General features: G+C 47.2%; 32 protein-coding genes and 1 pseudogene. 3 read left to right on the top strand and 30 right to left on the bottom strand.

The window, feature by feature from the left end:
- Positions 1-35: 35 nt before the first annotated feature.
- The 7 genes from JCM10914_RS13350 to JCM10914_RS30275 all read right to left on the bottom strand — a co-directional run bounded on the left by JCM10914_RS13350 (position 36) and on the right by JCM10914_RS30275 (position 4,668).
- Positions 36-2,177 (bottom strand): hypothetical protein, encoded by a 2,142-nt coding sequence (locus JCM10914_RS13350; RefSeq protein WP_023961698.1) that lies wholly within the window; start codon positions 2,175-2,177, stop codon positions 36-38.
- Between the two features lie 129 nt (positions 2,178-2,306).
- A complete protein-coding gene (locus JCM10914_RS31845; RefSeq protein ID WP_370570247.1) occupies positions 2,307-2,663 on the bottom strand; it encodes a CDP-alcohol phosphatidyltransferase family protein in 357 nt (118 codons plus the stop codon).
- A complete protein-coding gene (locus JCM10914_RS31840; RefSeq protein ID WP_023961696.1) occupies positions 2,657-2,890 on the bottom strand; it encodes a CDP-alcohol phosphatidyltransferase family protein in 234 nt (77 codons plus the stop codon). Before JCM10914_RS31840 ends, JCM10914_RS31845 begins: the two co-directional genes overlap by 7 nt.
- Positions 2,891-2,918: 28 nt before the next feature.
- The gene (gene fosB, locus JCM10914_RS13340) at positions 2,919-3,338 is read right to left on the bottom strand and encodes a metallothiol transferase FosB (protein WP_036718095.1); all 420 of its coding nucleotides are present in this window, start codon (positions 3,336-3,338) and stop codon (positions 2,919-2,921) included.
- Positions 3,339-3,377: 39 nt separating this feature from the next.
- Complete coding sequence (locus JCM10914_RS13335; RefSeq protein ID WP_036718093.1) at positions 3,378-3,857, bottom strand: 8-oxo-dGTP diphosphatase; 480 nt, start codon at positions 3,855-3,857, stop codon at positions 3,378-3,380.
- A 95-nt stretch (positions 3,858-3,952) separates the two neighbouring features.
- On the bottom strand, positions 3,953-4,315 hold the full coding sequence (locus tag JCM10914_RS30280) for a sigma factor-like helix-turn-helix DNA-binding protein (RefSeq protein WP_023961693.1): 363 nt from the start codon (positions 4,313-4,315) through the stop codon (positions 3,953-3,955).
- Positions 4,216-4,668 (bottom strand): RNA polymerase sigma factor, encoded by a 453-nt coding sequence (locus JCM10914_RS30275; protein ID WP_231638639.1) that lies wholly within the window; start codon positions 4,666-4,668, stop codon positions 4,216-4,218. The genes JCM10914_RS30280 and JCM10914_RS30275 overlap by 100 nt, the downstream gene beginning before the upstream one ends.
- A gap of 185 nt (positions 4,669-4,853) precedes the next feature.
- Between JCM10914_RS30275 and clpP the strand changes: the two genes are divergently transcribed.
- Together clpP and JCM10914_RS13320 are read left to right on the top strand one after the other, a co-directional pair.
- The gene (gene clpP, locus JCM10914_RS13325) at positions 4,854-5,435 is read left to right on the top strand and encodes an ATP-dependent Clp endopeptidase proteolytic subunit ClpP (RefSeq protein ID WP_023961692.1); all 582 of its coding nucleotides are present in this window, start codon (positions 4,854-4,856) and stop codon (positions 5,433-5,435) included.
- Between the two features lie 41 nt (positions 5,436-5,476).
- Positions 5,477-5,683, top strand: coding sequence for a hypothetical protein (locus tag JCM10914_RS13320; RefSeq protein WP_023961691.1), 207 nt, complete (start codon positions 5,477-5,479; stop codon positions 5,681-5,683).
- 209 nt (positions 5,684-5,892) lie between these two features.
- On the opposite strand, the gene JCM10914_RS13315 is transcribed toward JCM10914_RS13320, so the two are convergent.
- The 14 genes from JCM10914_RS13315 to JCM10914_RS13255 all read right to left on the bottom strand — a co-directional run bounded on the left by JCM10914_RS13315 (position 5,893) and on the right by JCM10914_RS13255 (position 14,505).
- Positions 5,893-6,141, bottom strand: coding sequence for a phosphotransferase (locus tag JCM10914_RS13315; protein ID WP_052019765.1), 249 nt, complete (start codon positions 6,139-6,141; stop codon positions 5,893-5,895).
- 143 nt (positions 6,142-6,284) lie between these two features.
- Entirely contained in the window at positions 6,285-6,572 is a 288-nt protein-coding gene (locus JCM10914_RS13310) for an antibiotic biosynthesis monooxygenase (RefSeq protein ID WP_023961690.1), read from the bottom strand.
- Positions 6,569-6,925: a DUF952 domain-containing protein gene (locus tag JCM10914_RS13305; protein WP_023961689.1), complete on the bottom strand. Its 357-nt coding sequence runs from the start codon at positions 6,923-6,925 to the stop codon at positions 6,569-6,571. Before JCM10914_RS13305 ends, JCM10914_RS13310 begins: the two co-directional genes overlap by 4 nt.
- Before the next feature lie 83 nt (positions 6,926-7,008).
- Complete coding sequence (locus tag JCM10914_RS13300; RefSeq protein WP_052019763.1) at positions 7,009-8,163, bottom strand: hypothetical protein; 1,155 nt, start codon at positions 8,161-8,163, stop codon at positions 7,009-7,011.
- A 59-nt stretch (positions 8,164-8,222) separates the two neighbouring features.
- Complete coding sequence (locus JCM10914_RS13295; protein ID WP_023961687.1) at positions 8,223-8,447, bottom strand: TetR/AcrR family transcriptional regulator; 225 nt, start codon at positions 8,445-8,447, stop codon at positions 8,223-8,225.
- Positions 8,420-8,818, bottom strand: coding sequence for a TetR/AcrR family transcriptional regulator (locus tag JCM10914_RS13290; RefSeq protein WP_023961686.1), 399 nt, complete (start codon positions 8,816-8,818; stop codon positions 8,420-8,422). The genes JCM10914_RS13295 and JCM10914_RS13290 overlap by 28 nt, the downstream gene beginning before the upstream one ends.
- Before the next feature lie 482 nt (positions 8,819-9,300).
- On the bottom strand, positions 9,301-10,422 hold the full coding sequence (locus tag JCM10914_RS13280; RefSeq protein WP_036718090.1) for an alpha/beta hydrolase: 1,122 nt from the start codon (positions 10,420-10,422) through the stop codon (positions 9,301-9,303).
- A gap of 25 nt (positions 10,423-10,447) precedes the next feature.
- Positions 10,448-10,999, bottom strand: a complete 552-nt coding sequence (locus tag JCM10914_RS13275; protein WP_023961684.1) for an NUDIX hydrolase — start codon at positions 10,997-10,999, stop codon at positions 10,448-10,450.
- Positions 11,000-11,020: 21 nt separating this feature from the next.
- Positions 11,021-11,209 (bottom strand): hypothetical protein, encoded by a 189-nt coding sequence (locus JCM10914_RS30270; RefSeq protein ID WP_023961683.1) that lies wholly within the window; start codon positions 11,207-11,209, stop codon positions 11,021-11,023.
- Positions 11,206-11,625 (bottom strand): N-acetyltransferase, encoded by a 420-nt coding sequence (locus JCM10914_RS30265; protein WP_023961682.1) that lies wholly within the window; start codon positions 11,623-11,625, stop codon positions 11,206-11,208. Before JCM10914_RS30265 ends, JCM10914_RS30270 begins: the two co-directional genes overlap by 4 nt.
- On the bottom strand, positions 11,622-11,915 hold the full coding sequence (locus JCM10914_RS30260; protein ID WP_023961681.1) for a GNAT family N-acetyltransferase: 294 nt from the start codon (positions 11,913-11,915) through the stop codon (positions 11,622-11,624). The genes JCM10914_RS30265 and JCM10914_RS30260 overlap by 4 nt, the downstream gene beginning before the upstream one ends.
- A gap of 97 nt (positions 11,916-12,012) precedes the next feature.
- Positions 12,013-13,707: a M3 family oligoendopeptidase gene (locus JCM10914_RS13265; RefSeq protein WP_023961679.1), complete on the bottom strand. Its 1,695-nt coding sequence runs from the start codon at positions 13,705-13,707 to the stop codon at positions 12,013-12,015.
- Between the two features lie 136 nt (positions 13,708-13,843).
- Positions 13,844-14,158, bottom strand: a complete 315-nt coding sequence (locus JCM10914_RS13260; RefSeq protein ID WP_023961677.1) for a multidrug efflux SMR transporter — start codon at positions 14,156-14,158, stop codon at positions 13,844-13,846.
- Complete coding sequence (locus JCM10914_RS13255; RefSeq protein WP_023961675.1) at positions 14,158-14,505, bottom strand: multidrug efflux SMR transporter; 348 nt, start codon at positions 14,503-14,505, stop codon at positions 14,158-14,160. Before JCM10914_RS13255 ends, JCM10914_RS13260 begins: the two co-directional genes overlap by 1 nt.
- Positions 14,506-14,642: 137 nt before the next feature.
- On the opposite strand from JCM10914_RS13255, the gene JCM10914_RS13250 reads away from it, so the two are divergent.
- Complete coding sequence (locus JCM10914_RS13250; RefSeq protein ID WP_023961673.1) at positions 14,643-15,518, top strand: LysR family transcriptional regulator; 876 nt, start codon at positions 14,643-14,645, stop codon at positions 15,516-15,518.
- Here JCM10914_RS13250 and JCM10914_RS13245 read toward each other — a convergent pair.
- The 9 genes and pseudogenes from JCM10914_RS13245 to JCM10914_RS13210 form a co-directional block, all read right to left on the bottom strand.
- Entirely contained in the window at positions 15,510-16,067 is a 558-nt protein-coding gene (locus tag JCM10914_RS13245) for a GNAT family N-acetyltransferase (RefSeq protein ID WP_023961671.1), read from the bottom strand. The two genes, JCM10914_RS13250 and JCM10914_RS13245, sit on opposite strands and share 9 nt — an antisense overlap.
- 84 nt (positions 16,068-16,151) lie before the next feature.
- On the bottom strand, positions 16,152-16,286 hold the full coding sequence (locus tag JCM10914_RS31385; protein WP_269433882.1) for a hypothetical protein: 135 nt from the start codon (positions 16,284-16,286) through the stop codon (positions 16,152-16,154).
- Positions 16,287-16,331: 45 nt separating this feature from the next.
- On the bottom strand, positions 16,332-17,210 hold the full coding sequence (locus JCM10914_RS13240; RefSeq protein ID WP_023961669.1) for a Cof-type HAD-IIB family hydrolase: 879 nt from the start codon (positions 17,208-17,210) through the stop codon (positions 16,332-16,334).
- 159 nt (positions 17,211-17,369) lie between these two features.
- Positions 17,370-17,621 (bottom strand): annotated as a pseudogene (locus tag JCM10914_RS31835) (DUF6220 domain-containing protein); the annotation flags it as partial.
- 32 nt (positions 17,622-17,653) lie between these two features.
- A complete protein-coding gene (locus JCM10914_RS13235) occupies positions 17,654-18,244 on the bottom strand; it encodes a hypothetical protein (RefSeq protein WP_023961667.1) in 591 nt (196 codons plus the stop codon).
- Between the two features lie 270 nt (positions 18,245-18,514).
- On the bottom strand, positions 18,515-19,033 hold the full coding sequence (locus JCM10914_RS13225; RefSeq protein WP_036718085.1) for a hypothetical protein: 519 nt from the start codon (positions 19,031-19,033) through the stop codon (positions 18,515-18,517).
- A gap of 28 nt (positions 19,034-19,061) precedes the next feature.
- Positions 19,062-19,466, bottom strand: a complete 405-nt coding sequence (locus JCM10914_RS13220) for an RDD family protein (protein ID WP_023961665.1) — start codon at positions 19,464-19,466, stop codon at positions 19,062-19,064.
- 46 nt (positions 19,467-19,512) lie between these two features.
- Complete coding sequence (locus JCM10914_RS13215; protein ID WP_023961664.1) at positions 19,513-19,806, bottom strand: hypothetical protein; 294 nt, start codon at positions 19,804-19,806, stop codon at positions 19,513-19,515.
- 7 nt (positions 19,807-19,813) lie between these two features.
- Positions 19,814-20,170, bottom strand: coding sequence for a hypothetical protein (locus tag JCM10914_RS13210; protein WP_052019761.1), 357 nt, complete (start codon positions 20,168-20,170; stop codon positions 19,814-19,816).
- Between the last annotated feature and the right edge of the window lie 311 nt (positions 20,171-20,481).

Below are 20,481 nucleotides of genomic sequence, written 5' to 3'. Positions count from 1 at the left end.
AAGGGGATGATGAAGGTTCTTGTTCATTAAATTCTCTATTTTACATAAACCGTGATGCTCACGGTCTTGGAATTGTATTGCCCTTTGATGCGAGCAGTCCCTTTGGAAAGAGCTTCAATCCGACCATTGGTAACCTTGGCCACACTGGAGTTGCTCGTTGTCCATGTTGCACTGCTTCCGACACTCGTCTTCGCGCCTGTATCAAATTCCGCCGTTACGGTGACCGTCTTAATATCGCCCGGCTTCAGATCCAGTCGCTTGTCGCTCGCAGTCAGCTTCGTCATCCTCGGAACAACATTGACCTTAATGCTCACTTCCTTGCCTTGATAAGAGCCGGTAACAGTAGCTGTACCTTCCGCAACGGCTTTCACCGACGTTCTGGCTGCTGTCACGATCGCGGTATCCGAGGAAGTCCAGTTCATCTTGGATGAAAGTGCGACCGTCTTGCCATTACTGTAGTATCCTGTTGCTTTAATCGTTTTGGATTTCTTGATATTCAGATCAATTGTTACTGGGTCCACCACAATCTTCACGATTTCTTGTTCTACGACAACGGGAATCTTCACGTCTTTGTTCAGGTAAGTGCCCTTTAGCGTAGTTGAGCCTTTAACCAGACCCCTCATCGAACCGTCTCTAATGACGGCTGCCGAACCGGTAAGCGACCATTTGACAAGCGATGACACATCTTTCTCCTCGCCATCTTCGAAAACAGCCGTTACGCTTGGCAGCGGCAGCGTTTTGCCGATGACCAATTGAAACTCTTCCGCATCCGGAAGGAGCACAAGTACCTTCTCGTTAACCGTCACTTCCACGGTAGCGACTTCTCTGGAGCCGATTTTCCCAGTAATCGTGGCGACACCTGCATCGATCGCTTTGATTTTCCCATCATCAGTCGTTACGACATTCTCATCGCTTGTCGTCCACACCACCGAGCTGGTGAAATCTTTCTCCTCGTCATCGAGCAAGGTTCCCGTAACTTTCGGAAATGCTTTGTTCTCGCCTTTTAACACATCGATTTCCGTTTCAGCCGCTTCGAACTTCGTTACGGTTGGATGAACCGTAACCGTAAACTCCTTGCTTATTCCAAGATAGCTAACTTTAACCGTAGACGTTCCGGCTGATCTTGCTGTAATGACGCCGCCATTCACAGTGACCGCCAGCGGATTGGACGAAGTCCATTCACCGTTGACTTCAATCGACTGCGACGCAGCGTTTCGAACCTTGGTCTTAATCGTGACCGAATCATTCATGAACATTACCGGATTCTTCACAAAATCCGATTGATCCAGAATCAATGCTTCATACGGATTACGCACATATACATCAAGCGTAGCTGTTGTGCCCAGATAACTCACGCTGATCGTTGATTTACCAAGCGCAACCGGCTTCAGCTTCCCGTCTTCAATAACGGCAACAGCCGTGCTAGAGGATTTCAGTTCCACCTTGTCCGTCACATCTGTGCCTTGTCCGGTATCCGATTCGGATTGTTTGGCATATACCTTCAACTCAATTGGTGCATCGCCAACCAACAACTCTTGATCCTCACCAGGGACGATCGCCAGTTTCTGATAAGGAGCGATAACCTTAACGGTATAAGAAGCTTTAAGGCCTTTGTACTCGGCTGTAATCGTTGCCGTACCCAGACCGGCAAGGGTCAATTCCCCCTTGCTGACTTTGACCACACTGTCATCGGACGTGCTCCATTTGGCTTCTGTGGTTACATCATTCGTACCATCTGCCAACGCTTTCACTGTCAGTCCTTCGGTCCCGAGCTTATGCTCCACCTTATCCGGCTGATCCAATTTAAATTCGTCGATGGCGAATCTCACATCTACATCGATGGTTTTGATGGCGCCTTTGTGCCTAGCAGTAATACGGGCCGTGCCCTTCTCCAGCGGCGTAAGAAGCCCGCCGTCAACCTTAACGACTCGCGTATTGGAGGATGTCCACGTCGTCTCGTTGGTCACATCCTTCTTGGTAGTCGAACCTTCAATGTTAGCCAGCACGCGCAGCTGCTCTGTCGTTTCATTCACGGTTAAATAAATCTTAGTGTCATTCGTATCAAATTCAATTGACGTTACATCCCCGGAGGCGGCGAATACGCTGGTTGGAAAAACCATCGCCAACATCATCACAACGACAAGGAAAACCTTCGTTGTCTTTCTGTTTACGCTCATTCATTTCTCTCCTTTGTACCTTATGTCTCACAGGCTTTTTACCAGACTAACTGTTATATCGACCGTCCTGGTTTCATTCGTTACCTTTCGAGGACAAATTGGGTACAAAGTAGGATGAACACCGCCTTATTAACTCATTTTTATGAGTCTGTAGTTGTTCAGCAAATAATGAACTCCCGAATAGATCGTCAAGGCAACTGCCGCAAGCATTAATAGCTCATCCATCTGAATGAACGTGATAAATTGGAACGGGTAGTTATCCCATAGTACAGCGGCAATGGCCACCACTTGCAGCACCATCTTCCACTTGCCGAGGTTATCGGCTGCCAGCGCAACTCCTTGCTCCGATGCAACCATGCGAAGTCCCGTAATGACAAACTCCCTGGCGATGATGACAACTGCGATCCAGGTTGCGACCAGCCCCGTCTGAACCATCATGATTAAAGCCACCGAGATCAGCAGCTTGTCCGCAAGCGGGTCTAGCAGTTTACCCAGATTCGTAATCTGGTTGTATCTTCTGGCGACATAGCGTCCAGCTTATCCGTGGCCGAAGCGAGTATGAAGATCGCCAATGCCCAGTACCTGCCGTATGCCTGAATATACTCGAAGAATGCGCTGCGCTCGATCAGCCAAGCCGGATACTCGGCGAAGAACAGAATAAAGAGCGGGATGAGCATCATTCTGGCCATCGTTATTTTGTTGGCAAGATTCATTATCGCACCTCTGTCCGTTCGCTTGGGATCATTCATAGAACACCATATGATCTTTGTCTGCTCTATAATACTCGAGCCGATCATTCAGACCTCCCGTATGAAATTCGAACATATGACCATCCGGATCGAGGAAATAAATCGACTTCTTATCTCGTTCATCACGTGAACGTCCTGGCAGTATTTCTACGTTTAACGACTGGAGCTTTGATAAAATGGACTCGTAATCCCCAGCATCGATTGTGAAAGCAATGTGCGTATAGCTCCTGACTACTGCTATCCTGTCAATATCCTCTTGATTTAATGCCAGCCAAAGCCCATTAAGATCAAAATAAGCAAGCTTTCTCCCTTTAACCAGCAGTTTCGCACCAAATACTTCCTGATAAAAATGGATGGAGGAATCCAAGTCAGAGACGGAAAAACAAAGATGATTCATAGCTTGAATGTTCATCATTTGGATCTCCTTTCATTTATAAATGATTAACGTGTATCATTTTGTCGGGTAAAACATAACGGTCTCTTCCAGGATATTCCCCGTGGCTTCGTTCCAAATCTCGCTTAATTCAAAGGTACCTTCCTTGAAGAACAGCGGAAACCTGCGTTTAAACCAATCCTGCATCGGCAGATTCATGGCCTCTACGATGTCAACCCATACAAGCTCCCCCTCCGGTGGTTGCTCCAATAGTTCACCTTCATAGGATGTAGCCAAATAATTGAAGACCATGCTCCGCTCACCTGTCACGGGCTCACATGATTCTTCCAGCCCTTTATAAACAATGTCCTTGACTCTTAATCCGGTCTCCTCCTGTACTTCCCGGATCGCCCCATTTACGATACTTTCCGGAAAATCCACCTTCCCCCCAGGAGCGATATAGCCCGGAGAGCCTTTACTTTCCGGCCTGTTTATTAATAACACCTTGTTGCCATCTTGGATCATGCACATCGTATACATTTTAACTTCTCGAAGCATGTATGGTGTCCTCTCGTTTCCAGTCTGCCATGTCATTAAAAAAGCAGCTATTTCTCTTCATTATAAAATAAAGAAAAATAACTGCATATAGCGCATTAGGCGCTCATTCTCATGTCCAGATTATTCGTTGATGAAATGGACTGCATCTGTACGGGTGCCATGATGCCAATCGCTGACACTTCGTCTGTATTGCCCTGCATAAGTCGAACGACAGCCTCCACATCACCGGATTGATAAGCTTCTGCCAAGGCCTGAAGATTCAAAACGGCGTCCTCATCCTCCGGCATGATGAGTGCAAGTTCCTCGTCCGCCCAGTGCTTGGACTTCAGCACCTTATGCGCCCGATGCAGGGCTGCTTTCACCGCTCCATCGGTTGTACGCAGCATGACAGCCGTCTCCGAGACCGAGTAATCGAAGACGTCGCGCAGCAGCAGTACCGTTCGTTGCAGCGGGGACAATTGCTGCTGTAACCAATGAAATGCCAGTTCAAGCTGGAAGCGGCCAGCTTCATTAGCCGCTTCTCCATGGGTCTTTGTTCCAGCTTCTCATCCAAGATTCTTCTATATAACTGCTCCCTTCGAGCACGGTCGATCCACGTATTCTTCGCGACTCGCAGCAACAGTGCTTCCGGATTCGGATGAGACCGATCCTGAGTGTATTCCAACGCCTTCAACCAAGTATCTTGCACCAGGTCCTCAGAATCCCATTCGGAGCTGGTCAGTGATAGGCAATATCTGTGCAATAATGCATTCAGTTCCTCCAAACCAAGTTGTGGCGATGCAGGAACGACACTCCACCGATCGAGGGTCATCGAGAACCAACTCCTTTACTTAGCCATAATCAATACATCATCTACTTCGTAAACGAGTGAGCGAGGGAAAGCGTTACGCTTGCAGCGCCATTATTTTGCTGACAGGAATTCCGTATCCTTTGGGCTCCTTCGTTCGTTTACATGCTGTAACAAGAAATATCCTAGGAAACCGGAGGTATGCAAGTATGAGTATCATCCCATATGTTGTTGAGCAGACCAGTCGCGGGGAACGGTCGTACGACATTTATTCGCGCTTGCTCAAGGATCGGATTGTATTTGTAGGAACCGCCATAGAAGATGGCATGGCCAACAGCATTATCGCACAGTTGCTGTTCCTGGCGGCAGAAGATCCCGATAAGGACATTCATATGTACATCAACAGCCCAGGGGGTTCCGTAAGTGCGGGCTTTGGCATCTACGATACCATGCAGATCATCAAACCTCAAGTGAACACCATATGTACCGGAATGGCCGCTTCCTATGGAGCCATATTGCTGGTTGCCGGAGCGAAAGGAAAGCGCCTGGCGCTCCCCAACAGTGAGGTGATGATCCACCAACCGCTCGGAGGGGTCCAGGGTCAAGCCAGTGATATTGCAATTACGGCCAAGCGCATTATGAAAACCCGTGAGAAGCTGACACAGATCATATCCGAGCGCTCCGGCCAGCCGATTGAGCGGGTTGAACGCGACATCGACCGCGATTACTTCATGTCGGCCGAGGAGGCGCTGGAGTACGGGATCATTGATGAAATCGTCACGAAGTTGTGATCAGTGGACGCATGAACCAATATTGAAGGAGTGAGCGCAGAATGCTGAAAAGGTTAGAGAAGCAGCGGGTCGCGGTTTATTTCGTGGATGGAAACTATATTCAGAACGGCACGCTCGAAGAAGTAGGCGACCAATTCATCCTCTACCAGGATGAATATGAGATGCTGTACATTCCGATATCCGCGATTCGTTACGTCAGTGTGGATACGAAGGAACGGGATAAACCGAGAGTTGGTTTTTCGCGATAACGAGGCTGCATAGTGAAAGAGCATTGGAAGGGGATGCAATCACTCATTCTCCTCCAATGCTCTATTTATCCACGCAGGGTTTCGTTCATAAATGCGACTACGCGTTGTTTACAAATATCATTGGACTCCTGCTTATGGAAACCGATAAATTGCATGCCGTGAATGATCGAATAGAAATCAACCCGTTCACGCTGCTCTTCGCTCAAACCTCATTCGCTGCATAGCGCTTCAATATAAGGCATGCCCGCAATGCCAATATCGGATACGATCGCCGTCTGCGTCAGGGCCAGCATATAGAAGGGGTCACCGTAACAGACCCAATCCAGATCGATGATGCCTTGCAGTTCTCCCGCATGAATCATCACATTCTTGATCGTAATATCGTCGAGGAAACAAATAGGCTGAACCTGCCTAAAGCACTGCTCATAGTCCTGATATTTCTGGTGTAGTCGATTCATGATCTCGCACGGGAGTTCCCCTGTCAGATGAAATTACTTTTTCGCTTCGCATAAACGTACGAGTTGCTGATGTGCAGCGTCTGTACCATCGTTGGATGTTCGGGTTCAAAACCTCCGATTAGCGCTTGCTCCATGGATTCAACTTAGAGATCGGCGTAATGTTCGACGGTTGGAAACGGGTCGTAGAAATGGTGCAGCAGTTTTTTCCAATCCTGATATTCGGGGGATTGACGAAAGCCCACCGTATGGTCCTCGAGCTTCTCCCACTGAACCAACAGAATATACTGGTGATCAGCTTCGATGCAGCGTTTGAGCTCATGCTGGATATAACCGTTCATGCCCGCGATAATATGGGACGCCTTCGCAAAGCTTGACTCAAATTCCAGGTTCATTCCTGGCTTCACGTTCAGAATAGCTACTTCGAGTATCATCCGTTGGCAACCTCCTTCAACCGTTGTCGCTCAAACGAGAATCCCCCCTTATCATCCGGCTCCAAGCGATATACCTTCTGGATCGCGTTCAGATTAAGACGACCATAAATATGGGGGAATAATTGGTTAAGTCCATACAAATCCTCGTACACAACCTCTGCTTCAACCTGCTCTTCTGAAATCTCGAGCACTAATAGATCAACCTTGCCATTATAAAAGGTATTAGCTACTTCTGACACCTGAACCTCGGTTGAGCAATGAATAAACTTGTCCGTTGCCAAGCTGTCCGGCTGGTACACGCCTTGTGTTCGTACCACGGCCCACTCCGAGCTGGATATAATGTGAAAGATCATTATGCCATTCTCCTTCGCTTTAATGTGTTGCACCTATTGTGCCATAGGATTGGGGAAAGGAATAGGCAGCAAAAAGATATAGCTTAGATCAACACATCTTCGAGGGCTCTTCTGGGACTCGGATGCACCGAGGTCATCGGATAACCGATACGGAACAGAAATATCGCTTCCTCCCCTGCTTGATCCGTTAATTGTTCAAGCTGTTGCCCGAATGGACGAGTAAGATTATGTAAATGCAGTTCGCGATCTCTCATCTCCATCGGTTGATTTAAGGGATGCATGGCTAATCCCTCCACCGTGCCCTTCAAGTGAATTCTCTGCCATACCCGTCCGGCCTTCACTCTGTCTTCTGGGTTCTTCAGATCTGGAACGGTGATCAGACCATACGCGCCCGCTGTATGAACATGGGTCTGGCGCGTGGATTTCAACCAGAATTGATTGGCACTGTCATGCGACACGTTCGGAAGCATTTTGCCAGCCGCACGAATCCATGCTGCACCTCCCTGTGCGTCCAACGTCAGTCCATCCCGGTGAGCCTGCAGATCATCCCAATCTCCGCGGAACCAGCGGTTACTATCATGACTCATTTCCGCGTCGGCAATGATTGCTTCGGTTGAGGAAATGACAAGCTCCCCTGTCCTGCGTTTGGCTTCTTCTGTCGTTAGCCAAATCAAATTTACGCTCCGTTCAGATTTATCGAGACCTGTGTCATGCAACTGCTGCAGTAGTTCTGGACGCAGTGCTTGTTCGGTGTCATAAGCACCGCGATGGGTATGACGCTGAGAAATGACTTGCTGTAGCGGTGAGCTCTCGATCGTACCTGGTGCCAAGTCTACCCTGGCGATATAACTCCTATCCGATGATTTCGGAAAATAACGAATTTCAGTGCGGTATCCTCTGGCCGCTGCCGTCAGCACCATATTCTCCAAAGCACAACCGAGACCCATGTGCATTTCTCTTAGAAGCGGATCCATGGTTCCCAGGTTCCTGGTCGTATCCGCATACATCTCGATGGATGTCTCGCGAACCCGGAATAGCCAAGGCTGGCTGTTATGGGGATTCGAGGCGAGGGTTGCTGCTTGAATCATGGCCATGGGATCAGATAACGTTGAAGTTTCATCCTCTGACCACAACTCATAGGCTGGACCTTTACCTGTACTGAAGACTCCCTGGTCAACTGCCCTCCATATCAATCCACCGAATGACACAGCAAGTAAGGACGCACCGGCTTTCTTCAAAAACTCTCTTCTACTTGTTCTAACCATATATTTAGTTCACATTCCTTCCCATACATGTTCTATTTCGACTCCGTCAGATAAGGCTTGAGTATGGTCAGGATCAACTCGATACCACGTTCAACCTGACTCTCATCCGTCGGCATACCGCTGCTCTCGAGAAAGGACAGCCAGTAATTGCTTATGATCCAGCATGATGTCAATAAGGACTCCATTTCAGAAGGTCGATCTAAGTGGATCACACCCGCGTTCACGAATTTCAGAAAAAAAGCCTGCTGCTCCTGCATGCGATCCTTCTGGATCTGTTCATGCAACTGCTGAAGCGTCGGGTCTGCTTGATAAGAATGATCAGCTCGCGATAAAAGAATCGGTACTTGAGCTGTAGCTGAAGATTAATCCGAATAATCCACTTTAAATCTTCTACAGATGGGCTCCAATCGTCCTTGGGCGTTATCCACACGGAATCCCAATCCTTTACCATCACATCGAGGATCGCTCGGATGATATCTTCTTTATTGTGGTAGTGATAATACAGATTACCAGGGCTGATCCCCGCCGCTTGAGCGATTGTATTCGTGGAAATTGCCCCTGTGCCATATTCATTAAATAACTGGATGGCCGTATGAATGATATGGTCTTTCGTCCGGCTTGAACTCATTGATACACCTGCCTCCATGTTTTAGAGTAAATACTCTAGATATAAATATAGAGTATTTACTCTAAATGTGCAACTCTAAGGTTCATACTCAACCGAATGAAAGAACTGCGCACTATCGTGGTGATAGTGCGCAGTCCTATAAGAGATGGTGGAGTTTATGCCGATGATAGTTGTTCATACTGATTCTGATGCCGATGATTTCATTCATGCTGGCTCAGTTGAACTGTGGCGGACATAGGATACCTTATTTGCCATACTTCGTGCCGAATCTGAACATTGGCGGACATAGGATACCTTATTTGCCATACTTCGTGCCGAATCTGAACATTGGCGGACACAGGGTACCTTATTTGAGCGAAATGATCCATTATAATGCCCCAAACGCAAGCATAACGGATCTGGTGTCCGGGAATTGTCAGAAAATGCTTGAATTACTCAAAATAACGGATCTCAGGTCCGGCCAGCAACACTAATCGTCCTGGTTAGAAGGCTTGTACTGACCAGCATTGCCCTGGATCATCATGTCCTAAGGCGTCGATCTCGAACAAGACCTCTCCAATCAAACCAGTTGTAGCCATTTCATTTCGATAAGCCAAGTGTTGACCCTGCACGAACTCACGTACAAAGGCTATCGCTGCCCTGCTGATGACTTGTTGAACTCCAGTAACGTCACCCTCATTAAACAGTACCGGGATATCACTAAAGGTCATATGACCGGCTCCCTGCACTTTCAAACTTGATCTAAACCCCGTTAGTCCGAAGTACAGATCTTTATAACCTTGAATGAAGGGCTCAAGCACCTGCTCTGAAAATAAAGGTTGTAATTCCTCGCGTGTACAAGCCTCCTGCCTCATAAGCAGCAATGGAATATCAATTCCTAGCTCGTTATACATCTCCATGAGATGAAAACTTGGATCAAACAGCATGGCCGCGTAGAAACGAACTGCCGATTCCCTTTGCAACGCTTCAACAACTGCGGCACCGCCGAGCGAATGACCTACAAGTCCTACCTGGTGGTACCGGATGAATGAATCCGGAAAGTACCGAGCCAGTTCAGACAAATTCGCTGTAACATATAAAATATCTGCAACTCTTGTCTCAAGTAAATCATTCCATCGTTTTCCATCTGTACTCTCGATATCTCTCAATGCTTGTGCCTGTCTCCGGAATTGCCCGTCCGGTAACACAGTAAACATCGATTCCCCGACAGTGCTTATTGCAACCACAACCAATCCTTGCTTGACCAATTCCTGCACTAGAAACGTATACATATCACCTGTGATCCCAAATGCAGGGGCAAGCACGATAACTGGGCAAGGATGTACCATCGCACACGGCTCGGCCGAGTTGAACACAACAGATGGGAGAGATGCCAGGAGATCCGTGTCAGCTCCCATTTCTTGCAGCATTTCCATAGCTTGCGCACCACACGGAGAGAACACTTGATCATAACCGCGGGCATGTTCCTGTGACCCGGTCTCCGCGGGGTAGTATACACTTACGACAATATTCCTGCCTAAACGTTCAGTAACATCATCTGCCGCGCCAATCCGTTCACTTCGCGAAACATCATGAAATACGTGTACTAATCTTCCAACACCCAAGCTGGTCCCCTCATTTCTTGCTTCCTTACCTGCGACTATCTTGCTCTCGTATGGCAAAAGCGAGCTTGTACAGCTCCGCGATATCATATCGCTCTTGTTGTTCGAAGCGATGGACCGCCGTCTCGAGCGAAACGACTTCGACCGCGACCACTTGCTCTCCATCCACGGGATTCAGCGGTTGCCCTACAAGCTTCACTTCACCGTAACCGACCAGTCGGACGAAGTGCGGATGGGGGATGTGCGGTCGATAAGGCTGAGCGCTGCTCGATTCACATTGAAAATAACCGAATGGATGGTAGGAGAGCAGTTCTGCACCGAGTTCTTCCATCACTTCACGCTTTAACCCATCCAGGTAGGTTTCACCTGGCTCCAACGTACCACCCGGCAGTTCCCAACGACCGTCAGCAATCTGAAAAATAACGCAACGCTCTCCAACGAATGGAAGGATCGTCACGTTGCTCACTTTCGCCTCATCCACAGCGTCTGTGTTGGCCAGGGCAAACCGTGCTGTTACGACTCCCCAGTGAATATTTTGGGATAGTGCGGGATACAAGCCCAACCCCATATGATCGTTCATAGACCTACACCCTTTCCATGCTCAAGACGCCGTGACTGTCTGCTGTTCATCATACGCTCGAACCATCAATACTTGTTCCATGGTCGTCACATAACCGAGTTCATCAAGCAATTCAACCAAGACAGAGTTTGATGAACGGATATTAAAAGCTGAGCGTTTCATTGGCTGATCCGGATGCAAGATTTCAGATAAAGCCGCGTTGATAATCAACTTGCCATCCAGGCGCCTGGTGCCGCTTCAAACCGGAATAGTGTAATTCCCGTTACCTTACCCTGCTCATCAAAACTGCGCTTGAACAAGCCATAACCGACCAGGTCATCGCCATCATGTACCAATACACTCTCGCCGTCCTTCATGTTCGGAATATCCGTCTGCCACACCTCGCCCGGGTAATAAAACGGCACGCCTTGGGCTTCGATTGCCAGCCCTCGCGTCGTTCTATACGACGTATGATTCACGATAGGCTCCATAACCGCCTGTTCCATCCCCATAATTAGTAGTCGGTCGACAAGGGTGTAGCCCACGCTTTCATACAACTTAATGGCGGGTTCATTCGTACTAATAGCCTCCAGATAAGCTCGCTGCACCCCATGCTCTTCATATATAGCTGAATTGGCGTCCATCATGCTTTCCCAAGACCCTTGCCTCGATAATCCGGAGCAATTGCCGTTCCACCATTACGCGCGATAAGGACCCCATCATATTCCCTAAAGCCATTCATCACGATTCCCGCCGGTTGTCCATCCACATAACAAGCGAGCGAGCGTTCCATGCATAAGCCATCGTTTCCTATACGAGCAATGAAGCGATCCAGCGGCATGGAAGAATTCACGATATAGCCCTCAAACGACTTGTTCCACAGCTCTGAGGCCTGCTTTATCGGCAATTCACTAAGGGGTTTGTATGTAATGTTCATCTTCTTCCTCCATTTCGTTCATCGAAAAAATGCAGGAGGGACCTGGTACCCAAGTCGTCATCCTGCATCATCTTCAAATCCCAGTTATATTCGATTGTTACAGAGCTTTGTCATCTACGCTGTCCAACCATGACTCAATGCTGCCAATGACGGACGTGACACAACCGTCTTCGAATGGGGAGATCAAACCGGCCTCTTTCACCAAACCGGTGAACGACTTGCTTCCGCCTTGACGGCACAGGTGCAGATAAGATGCCCAAGCAGCGTCTTGATCCCCGTGCATCTTCTTCCAGAATTGGAAGGCACAAATTTGAGCCAGTGTGTAATCAATATAATAGAATGGCGTGCTAAAAATATGGCCTTGTTTATGCCAGAAACCGCCTTGTTCCAGATACGTATTGTCATCATAGTTGCGGTGCGGAAGGTACTTCTTCTCGATCTCACGCCAAGCTTGCTTGCGCTCCGTTGGAGTTGCATCCGGATTCTCGTATACAAAATGCTGGAACTCATCCACGGTCACGCCGTAAGGGATGAAGATCAATCCGCTGGCAAGATGGTCGAAACGATATTTGTCCGCCTCATCCTGGAAGAACAGATCCATCCAAGGCCAAGTGAAGAACTCCATGCTCATCGAGTGGATTTCACACGCCTCATGTGTTGGGAAACCATATTCAGGTACCTCGAAGCCTCTGCTCTCGTACACTTGGAAGGCATGTCCCGCTTCATGCGTAAGCACGTCGATATCTCCAGAAGTACCGTTGAAGTTGGAGAAAATAAACGGTGCGCCATACTCGCTAATGTATGTACAGTAACCACCGCTCTGCTTACCTTTCTTGGCAACCAGATCCATCAATCCGTTGTCCTGCATAAACGTGAAGAATTTATCGGTATCCGGTGATAATTCTGCATACATCTTCGCACCATTGCTAACGATCCAGTCCGGATCTCCCTTCGGTGTGGCGTTACCCGATTTGAAAGCAAAATTCTCATCATAATACAGTAGTTGATCCACATCAATCCGCTGCTGTTGGCGTTCCTTCAGCTTCGAAGCGATCGGCACGATGTGCTCCAGTACCTGATTACGGAAATTAGCGACCATTTCCGCGTTATAATCGGTGCGGGCCATGCGGGCGTAGCCCAACTCAACATAGTTCTCGAATCCAAGCTTCTTCGCAATCTTCGTTCTTACTTTAACCAGATCATCATAGATTCGATCTAATTGTTCCTCGTTCTCAGCCATGAAACCGCTCGAAGCTTCCGTTGCACGTTTACGCATATCTCGGTCCGTCGATTGCTGGAACGGGATCAACTGTGATAACGTGCGCTCTTCGCCTTCAAACTGAATCTTAGCGGAAGCGATCAGTTTCGAATACTCGGTTGTCAACTTGTTCTCCAGTTGCAAATCCTCGATAATCTCGGGACTGAAGGTCTTCAGCGAAAGCTCTGCCAATTGAAACAACTGACGTCCCCACTTATTCTCCAGTTCGTTTCTAAATTTGGAATTCACCAGTGCACGGTAATAATCGGTTATGTATTCCTGAATAACCGGACCATTCTCATCAATGAAATCCTGCTCCGCCTTGTAGAATTCATCGTTGGTGTCGATGGAATGACGGATATAAACGAGCTGGGCGAGCGTATCAATCTCGCTGCGGAGTTTATTGATTCCGGTCATCGCTTGATCCTGCGCTTCATAAGACTCTGCAGAGTTAAAGACGTTCAGGAGCTCTTTGAATTTCTGTTCGAATTCCTTCACATCGGGACGCTCATAGCGATATTCACTAAACTTCATAGTTACAACCACCCTTTCCGAAATAGATACATCATATAAACGCAACGCTTAATAAGTTCAATAAAAATCGAACTATAAATAAATTCTATACAATGGTCAAAAATCCTTCAAAGGTGGTAAATTTTCTCTGAACCGATTATGTGATCATTTTCAGGCCGATTGCTGCAGCTAATATTAGGCTGATGAAGGCAATCCGCCGCCACTCCTTCGGCTCTTTGAAGGCAAACATCCCAAGCAAAGTACTGCCAGCGGTTCCCATTCCAGTCCACACCGCATATGCGGTTCCCATGGAAATAAATGACATCGAATATGAAAGTAACAGGAAGCTGGATCCAAGGGAGCATACGAGAAATACATAGGATTTCATACTTCTCTTTTGAGTTACTTGTCTTAACGCGATGACCCCAAGCACCTCAAATAATCCAGCACCAATCAGAGCAAGCCATTCCATTACGCTTCACTCTCCTTCTCACGGATATCCGCCTCACCAGTGACTAGCTTGAGTCCTAACACACCGGCCGCAAGGACACCAATGAGAACCAGCTTAAGCGGATTAGCAGCTTCTCCAAAAATAACGATCTCAGCGAGGACAGTTCCTGCTGTGCCTAGACCCGTAAAGATGACATAGACCGTACCGATTGGCAACTTCGCAGCCGAATCTAGGAAGACTTTAAAGCTAAATACAATGGATACCAGTGTAATCAGCCATTGCCACCAGTTTCCAGCATGCTTAAGTCCCGAAACCCACACAACCTCCAGTGCTCCCGCCAATAATAAAAGCCACCATTCTTTTCTCATGAAACGATTCACTCCTTATCCATCTGCACTAGATTTATTGGTCGTTGTGATTGTAATTCAAAAATGGCATACCGTATAATGATAGTTATCGATTGTGCCATCAATATAAATGATGACAATATGAGGAGGGATTACAGATGGAACTGACGGATTTAAGGATATTTCTGAGAATTGCTGAGGAAGGTAATATAACCCGTGCCGCTGAGCAGCTTGGATATGTGCAGTCCAATGTGACTGCCCGGATCAGGAAGCTAGAGGGTGAATTAGGAGTTCATTTGTTCAACAGACACTCCAGCGGAGTATCATTGACAGAGAAAGGTAAGACGTTTCGTGAGTATGCCTGCAGTATTGTAAACCTGTCAGAGGAAGCAGTTAAAGCTGTGCAGGGTACACCCTATCCGAGTGGTTCTTTACGGATTGGGGTGGTAGACACGGTACATTGTGTAAATTTCATACAATCCTTATCCGATTATCAAACCATGTACCCGGAGGTTCATCTGTCACTGGGGACAGGAAGTTCGGAGGAACTCATCTCTCAAGTTCTGAATTATCAGCTTGATGGAGCATTTGTAATAGGAGACATTACAGCACCCAAACTGGTGGCAGATTATGTGGAGCAAGATGAGGTGAAACTATTAACGAAGTCGAAGGAAGTGCCTTTTCCTGATCTGATATCTGCCAAATGGGCCGTATCACCAGAAGGTTGTCCATTTCGTAATGCGCTTGAATCCTGGTTGCTTAGCGAGGGGATTCCTCTCAACCATATGATCGAAATCTCCTCGCTCGATACACTGCTCGGAATCGTCAGATCCGGTCTTGCCGTGACTCTCCTCCCCAGTTCTGTGCTCTCTGGGGAATGTGCCGATCTAGGTAGCTTTCCGATTCCTGCTCCCTTCAACTACACCACAACAAGTCTGATCCGGCGCAACGACAGGTTTCGGAACCATGCTTATTCAGCATTTGCAGATCTGATCAAAGTCAACTTTGAGCGTAAAGTATCGCCATCATTGTGATTTGACGATGGAGTAGACCAAAATATCCTCATAACGGTCTTTAACCTTTAAGTAGTTCCGGAGTCTACCCTCCAGTTCCATTCCCGTCTTCTCCATCACCTTAAAGGAACCAATGTTGTCAGGGTGACATTTGGCCTCGATTCGAACCAATTGCAGCTTATCAAAGCCAAATTGTATTACCCTTCGTATGACCTCTGTCATTAAGCCGTGATTCCAGTACACATTAGACAGCACATACCCGAGCTCCGCTTTCTGGTTACGGTTATCCCAATCGATAAAGCTGCATGTTCCGATCAATGTCCCGCTCTCCTTATGCTCGATCCCCCAAGGACCCACCTTCAGCTTCGCATAGCGATGCAGCACAAATTCGACGAAGCGCCTCGTGTCCTCTAACGACTGATGCGTATTCCACATCGTATATTGTGAGACCTCAGGAACCGAGCAGTACTCATAAATATCCCTAAGGTCCTTAGGGGTTATGGGACGAAGACGGGTGCGCTCGGTCTCCAAGATCGGAAATGGAACAAACGATTCTTCTATGGTATTCATTAGTCCAACCTCCCAAGATACAGCCTAGATCTCTTTTGCCAAATCCATCGGTCAACCATCAAAGCGTTTGCAGATCAATCAATGTCAATTCTGTTCCTTGTAACAGTTCACTCCATGCTGATTAACCATGCCTTGAACAGCGTGATCTCCTGCATGGTCGGCATCCAACAATCCAAGACGTATCGTAGTCTGAATGACATGAGTGTCCGGTTTTAACATCCCCGCCCATGGCTCTTAACGTTCGCGCCCGCAAGTAGATGATCGTTATGTATGATGTCCCTCATACACTTTCGTCGTATGGTATCTATGGTCAAACGCCTTCTGAATATATCGGGCTACCCCGTCCATTTCATTCGAATCGATAATCTGATCCGCCAACTGTTGAATATGTTCATGCGCATTCCGGACTGCAATCCCGATACCAGCCGCTTCGATCAAACCCACATCATTCATGTGGTCTCCGAAAGCCACGACATGCTCTAGCTCGATTCCCATGTGGGTTCCCCATAACTTGAGCCCGTCACTTTTGTTCGCTTTCGCATGGCTGAATTCAAGGAAATAGTGATTAGGGATGTAGTAATCAGGCATCATGTGCGCATGAATCAGATCTCCGAACCGTTCTGTTATTTCAAGCCGAAGCGGTTCCAGTTCATCAAGCAGACCGATGTATGTTAAAGCCAGCGTTCGATAGCGCACTGGACAGTCCAGCGAAACCACCTGCTGAAACCTGGGATCGTTCGGACGGCTTAAGTAGAACGCAGTCTCTCCCTCACGTCGTAGTTCCTCATGTAATACCCGCTCACGCTGATTCTCATCCATTGAGAAATAAAACGGTGTGATTCCATGTATTCGTCCTGCCTCGATGATGGCGTTCGAGATGTCCTGATCCAGCCAATACCCGTCAACGACCTTTTGGTTCAAAGCATCATAGATCAATGCACCGTTATACAATATCGCCGGATATTTCCACGGAATAGCGGAAACCACCTTTTGTGCGCTAATATGGCCGCGCGCCGTCGCATACGTAACGATCACACCTTGATCCAGCGCCTGGCTCATAACATCTATCGTGTACGGCGAGAGCGTCTGATCCCTTCTCAGCAACGTTCCGTCCAGATCTGTGACGTAAGCTATTTGATTCATCGACACACCTCTTCCATTAGAATTTTAGGTATGGCAAAACCCAGCTTCAGAAGATCCATCTAAAGTCTGGGTTTAATTTAACGTTTACTGCAAAGCACCTTCTATGATTATACATCCCGCCTTGTATGTTGGAAAAGGTTCTTTGACTACTTTCTTATACTACGTCTGTGTTCGAGCCTCGCGGATTAGCTTCAAACTGCTCGAGAACATGATTAAGGCAATCACCGGATGTAATGCGGACAACCATCCAATTCGTGCGGATAAAATGGCCGTCAAAAACATGCCGATAACCATACCAAACAAACCAAGGCTACGCCATATCCATGGTTTTGGCAATCTCGCCAATCCGGCAACAAGCGCCATAATTAGAGGGACAAAAAAGATGTACCTTGCAAACGTCACATGCTGATTAAATAAGAGGGGCTGATCAGCCCCCTCTACCTCTAAATCCCTTCATCCCTTATATAGCTATAGAAATCCTCGCGCTTAAAATTCGAAACATCACCGCCATCATCAGGCAAGTGTTTCTCCAGAGTTTCCATGATGATAGCAAGTGTCGTGTCTACATCGTCTCTCGAATTTAGTATTCGATACTCATTTGGAAGCGTCGGTCTTCGCCGAATGAGCGCATTCGTCTTGATCGATTGCTGCCAGTCTGTATACTCGTTGCCATTATCTCTTGTAAGAATTCTTTGCTTGAGGACCTCGTCATGATCCGTATACAGCGTTAAAATGACGTAGGTAAAACCCTTCAATACGATGGAAATGTCCAGCATCCTAACATCGTCCAAATCGGTAAGTATGACGTTTTTGTAGCCGTGAGCGTTGTAATTCTTCGCGACGAGGATCAGATTTTCAAAAGACAGCTGCTCCTCCTCCCTTTGCGAGATGGGCATGGAACGGGTCCGCATGCGGAATTCCGGAATCCAGCCGAATTCGAAGTATGGCGATTGAAGCTGTTCATGAAGTTTTCTACTTAATGTAGTCTTCCCGTTGCCGGGAGAACCGTGAAGAATGATAAAATCAATATTCATGCTTCCTTCCCCCTTAAGTTAAGGTCCTAAGTAGGACGTAACTGAGTGTCGTGTGCAGACCAAGGAACAGAAGCAGTGCTGCATGTCCTGCAACTGCTGCGATCTGTAACCGCGTGAACTTGTTACTCTCCTTGGAGGCCAAAGAGATGATGATCATTATAGAGTCCGAGAAATAGGATAGCTCTCTCTTTATTCGACCAAATCCCATGTCTGAACGAAGCAAAGTTTTGTCCATATCAATCATCAAGCCTTTCTTGGTAAAACTAATAACTAATTATTCACTCCCGTCATGCTGACTCCAAGAATCGTCTCGCCTACTGGCAGAGCCGACTTCGCTATAACGATTAGTGCTGTAACACTAGCTTCACCGGCGTAATCTTTTGTGCTCTCATCCTGCACCGATGATAATTTAATATTTAATATAGGCTCTTCTCCTAATTCTTCCTCTAGCATATTAATGGATTCGATTTCGAATCCATCCGTGGCAGCCATCATACCTGCGCTAACGATCATATAAATTTCCTGTTCGGTTTCCTTGACGATGTAGCCGCCGGGTGCAATCGGGATTTTCTCCTCATAGCGAAGTCTGGTGTCTTCATCGAGCTCTACGGTGCTGAACTCCCATGTGAAGTCAGATGCAGTTTTGGTATACAGAACTGGTGAATATGGAATAGATATCACCTTACCAACCTGTAGCTCTTCCGCTACATACTGGTCATTATGATCGGCAGCTGTACCACCACCAAGACAACCGGATGTCAGAATCGTGATCATAATTATCCAGAACAATTTAGTCCGTTCTTATAATCCATCATCATTAATCCCATACCACCTCCGTACCAGCGACAAAATCGTGAATGGAGCGCCGATCTTCCCGGATCGCAACCATAAAGCAACTGACAATGATACCGATGCCAAATGTCAGAACGTAGATAATAGCGGCTACGAAATTGCGAAGCAACATGGTTCCAAGCCCGGGCGGCTCATGATCGTTAACGCGGCGAATGCGAATTCCGCATATTTTTTTGCCGATGGTGAATCCTTTCCAGATGACCGGTAGCAATAAAGCATACAGTATCGACAGGACATTCGTGATCGGTTCACGGTCAAAGTTCTGCCCTGCAATCAAATAACCGATAATACTTAACGGAACCCCGACGATCAACCCATCCAACAATCCCGCACCGAAGCGAACCCAGAATCCAGCCTCTTCCTTGTACATACTTCTTCCCCCTTAAACCAATACGTGATTCGTCAAAACAATGTATTTATGAATTCTCCTTGCTCGAATTCTCCGTATTCAGATCATTCCAGTTAGACCGTCGTAAATCCGCCTCATGCCACTTGCGAACACTTGGACCAAGTAAGCAGAACATGCCGATAATCAAACTAGTGATGCTCAAGATTAGCGGTCCTTTGCCCGTATAACTCAACATCGATTCGAACAGTTCACGGCTCCAAGACAGGCTGCTTGATCCGTATATGGCAGCCGTTATATGCCGCACTCCATACAGAAATGCCGCCAAACCAATAAAAAACATACCCAAGATTTTGTTATTCATACCTATGTCACCCCCGGTTCAGTTTGTTGCCCCGCAACTCTGCCCTGGCCTCGATCAACCATGGATGAACCAGCTTCAACTGTTGTCGCTGCTCCCATACGTGATCCAAATACACGAGTACTGCGCCATTGAGGTCGGATTCATGGATCCGTGCCCGCATCTGTACCTGAAAAACATCGTGAACTGGCGATTCCCAAGACAGCTTATCCGCTACGAACTTCTGAACGGCTTCGTTCACTACATTCAATATATGCTCATATGTACTCAAGGCATCATGAACTGTAAACAACGCCTCGATGTCACGCTTCAAGTCACCTGTAAATTCGATGCCTCTTGTTATTTCTCCGAAGATCACGCTACTCACTTTGGAATATTCACCTCATATCTCAGGATTTCCCACTTCCTCATTGTAAGCTTCGATCTGAGGATGAACAATATCTTTTTCCTTCCAAAACATATCTGACATAGACGTTTACACCTAAAACAGGATTCCACTATAATATATATAACAGGTACGATACAAGTAATATAATTTTATTCCCCATATGTAACCTAGAGGTCATCCTCGTAGTGTATGCATGGATCTGATGAAGGAGGTGGATAACCTTTTAGGACAAACAAGGTATACAAAAAATGGATCAACGATTCTTAAGCTGTAATTCTACATCCTAATTC

This window comes from Paenibacillus sp. JCM 10914, assembly GCF_001315105.1.
Lineage (GTDB): Bacteria > Bacillota > Bacilli > Paenibacillales > Paenibacillaceae > Paenibacillus_AQ.
Note: the sequence above shows the minus strand (reverse complement) of the source record. Positions and strands in the feature narration are given on the sequence as shown.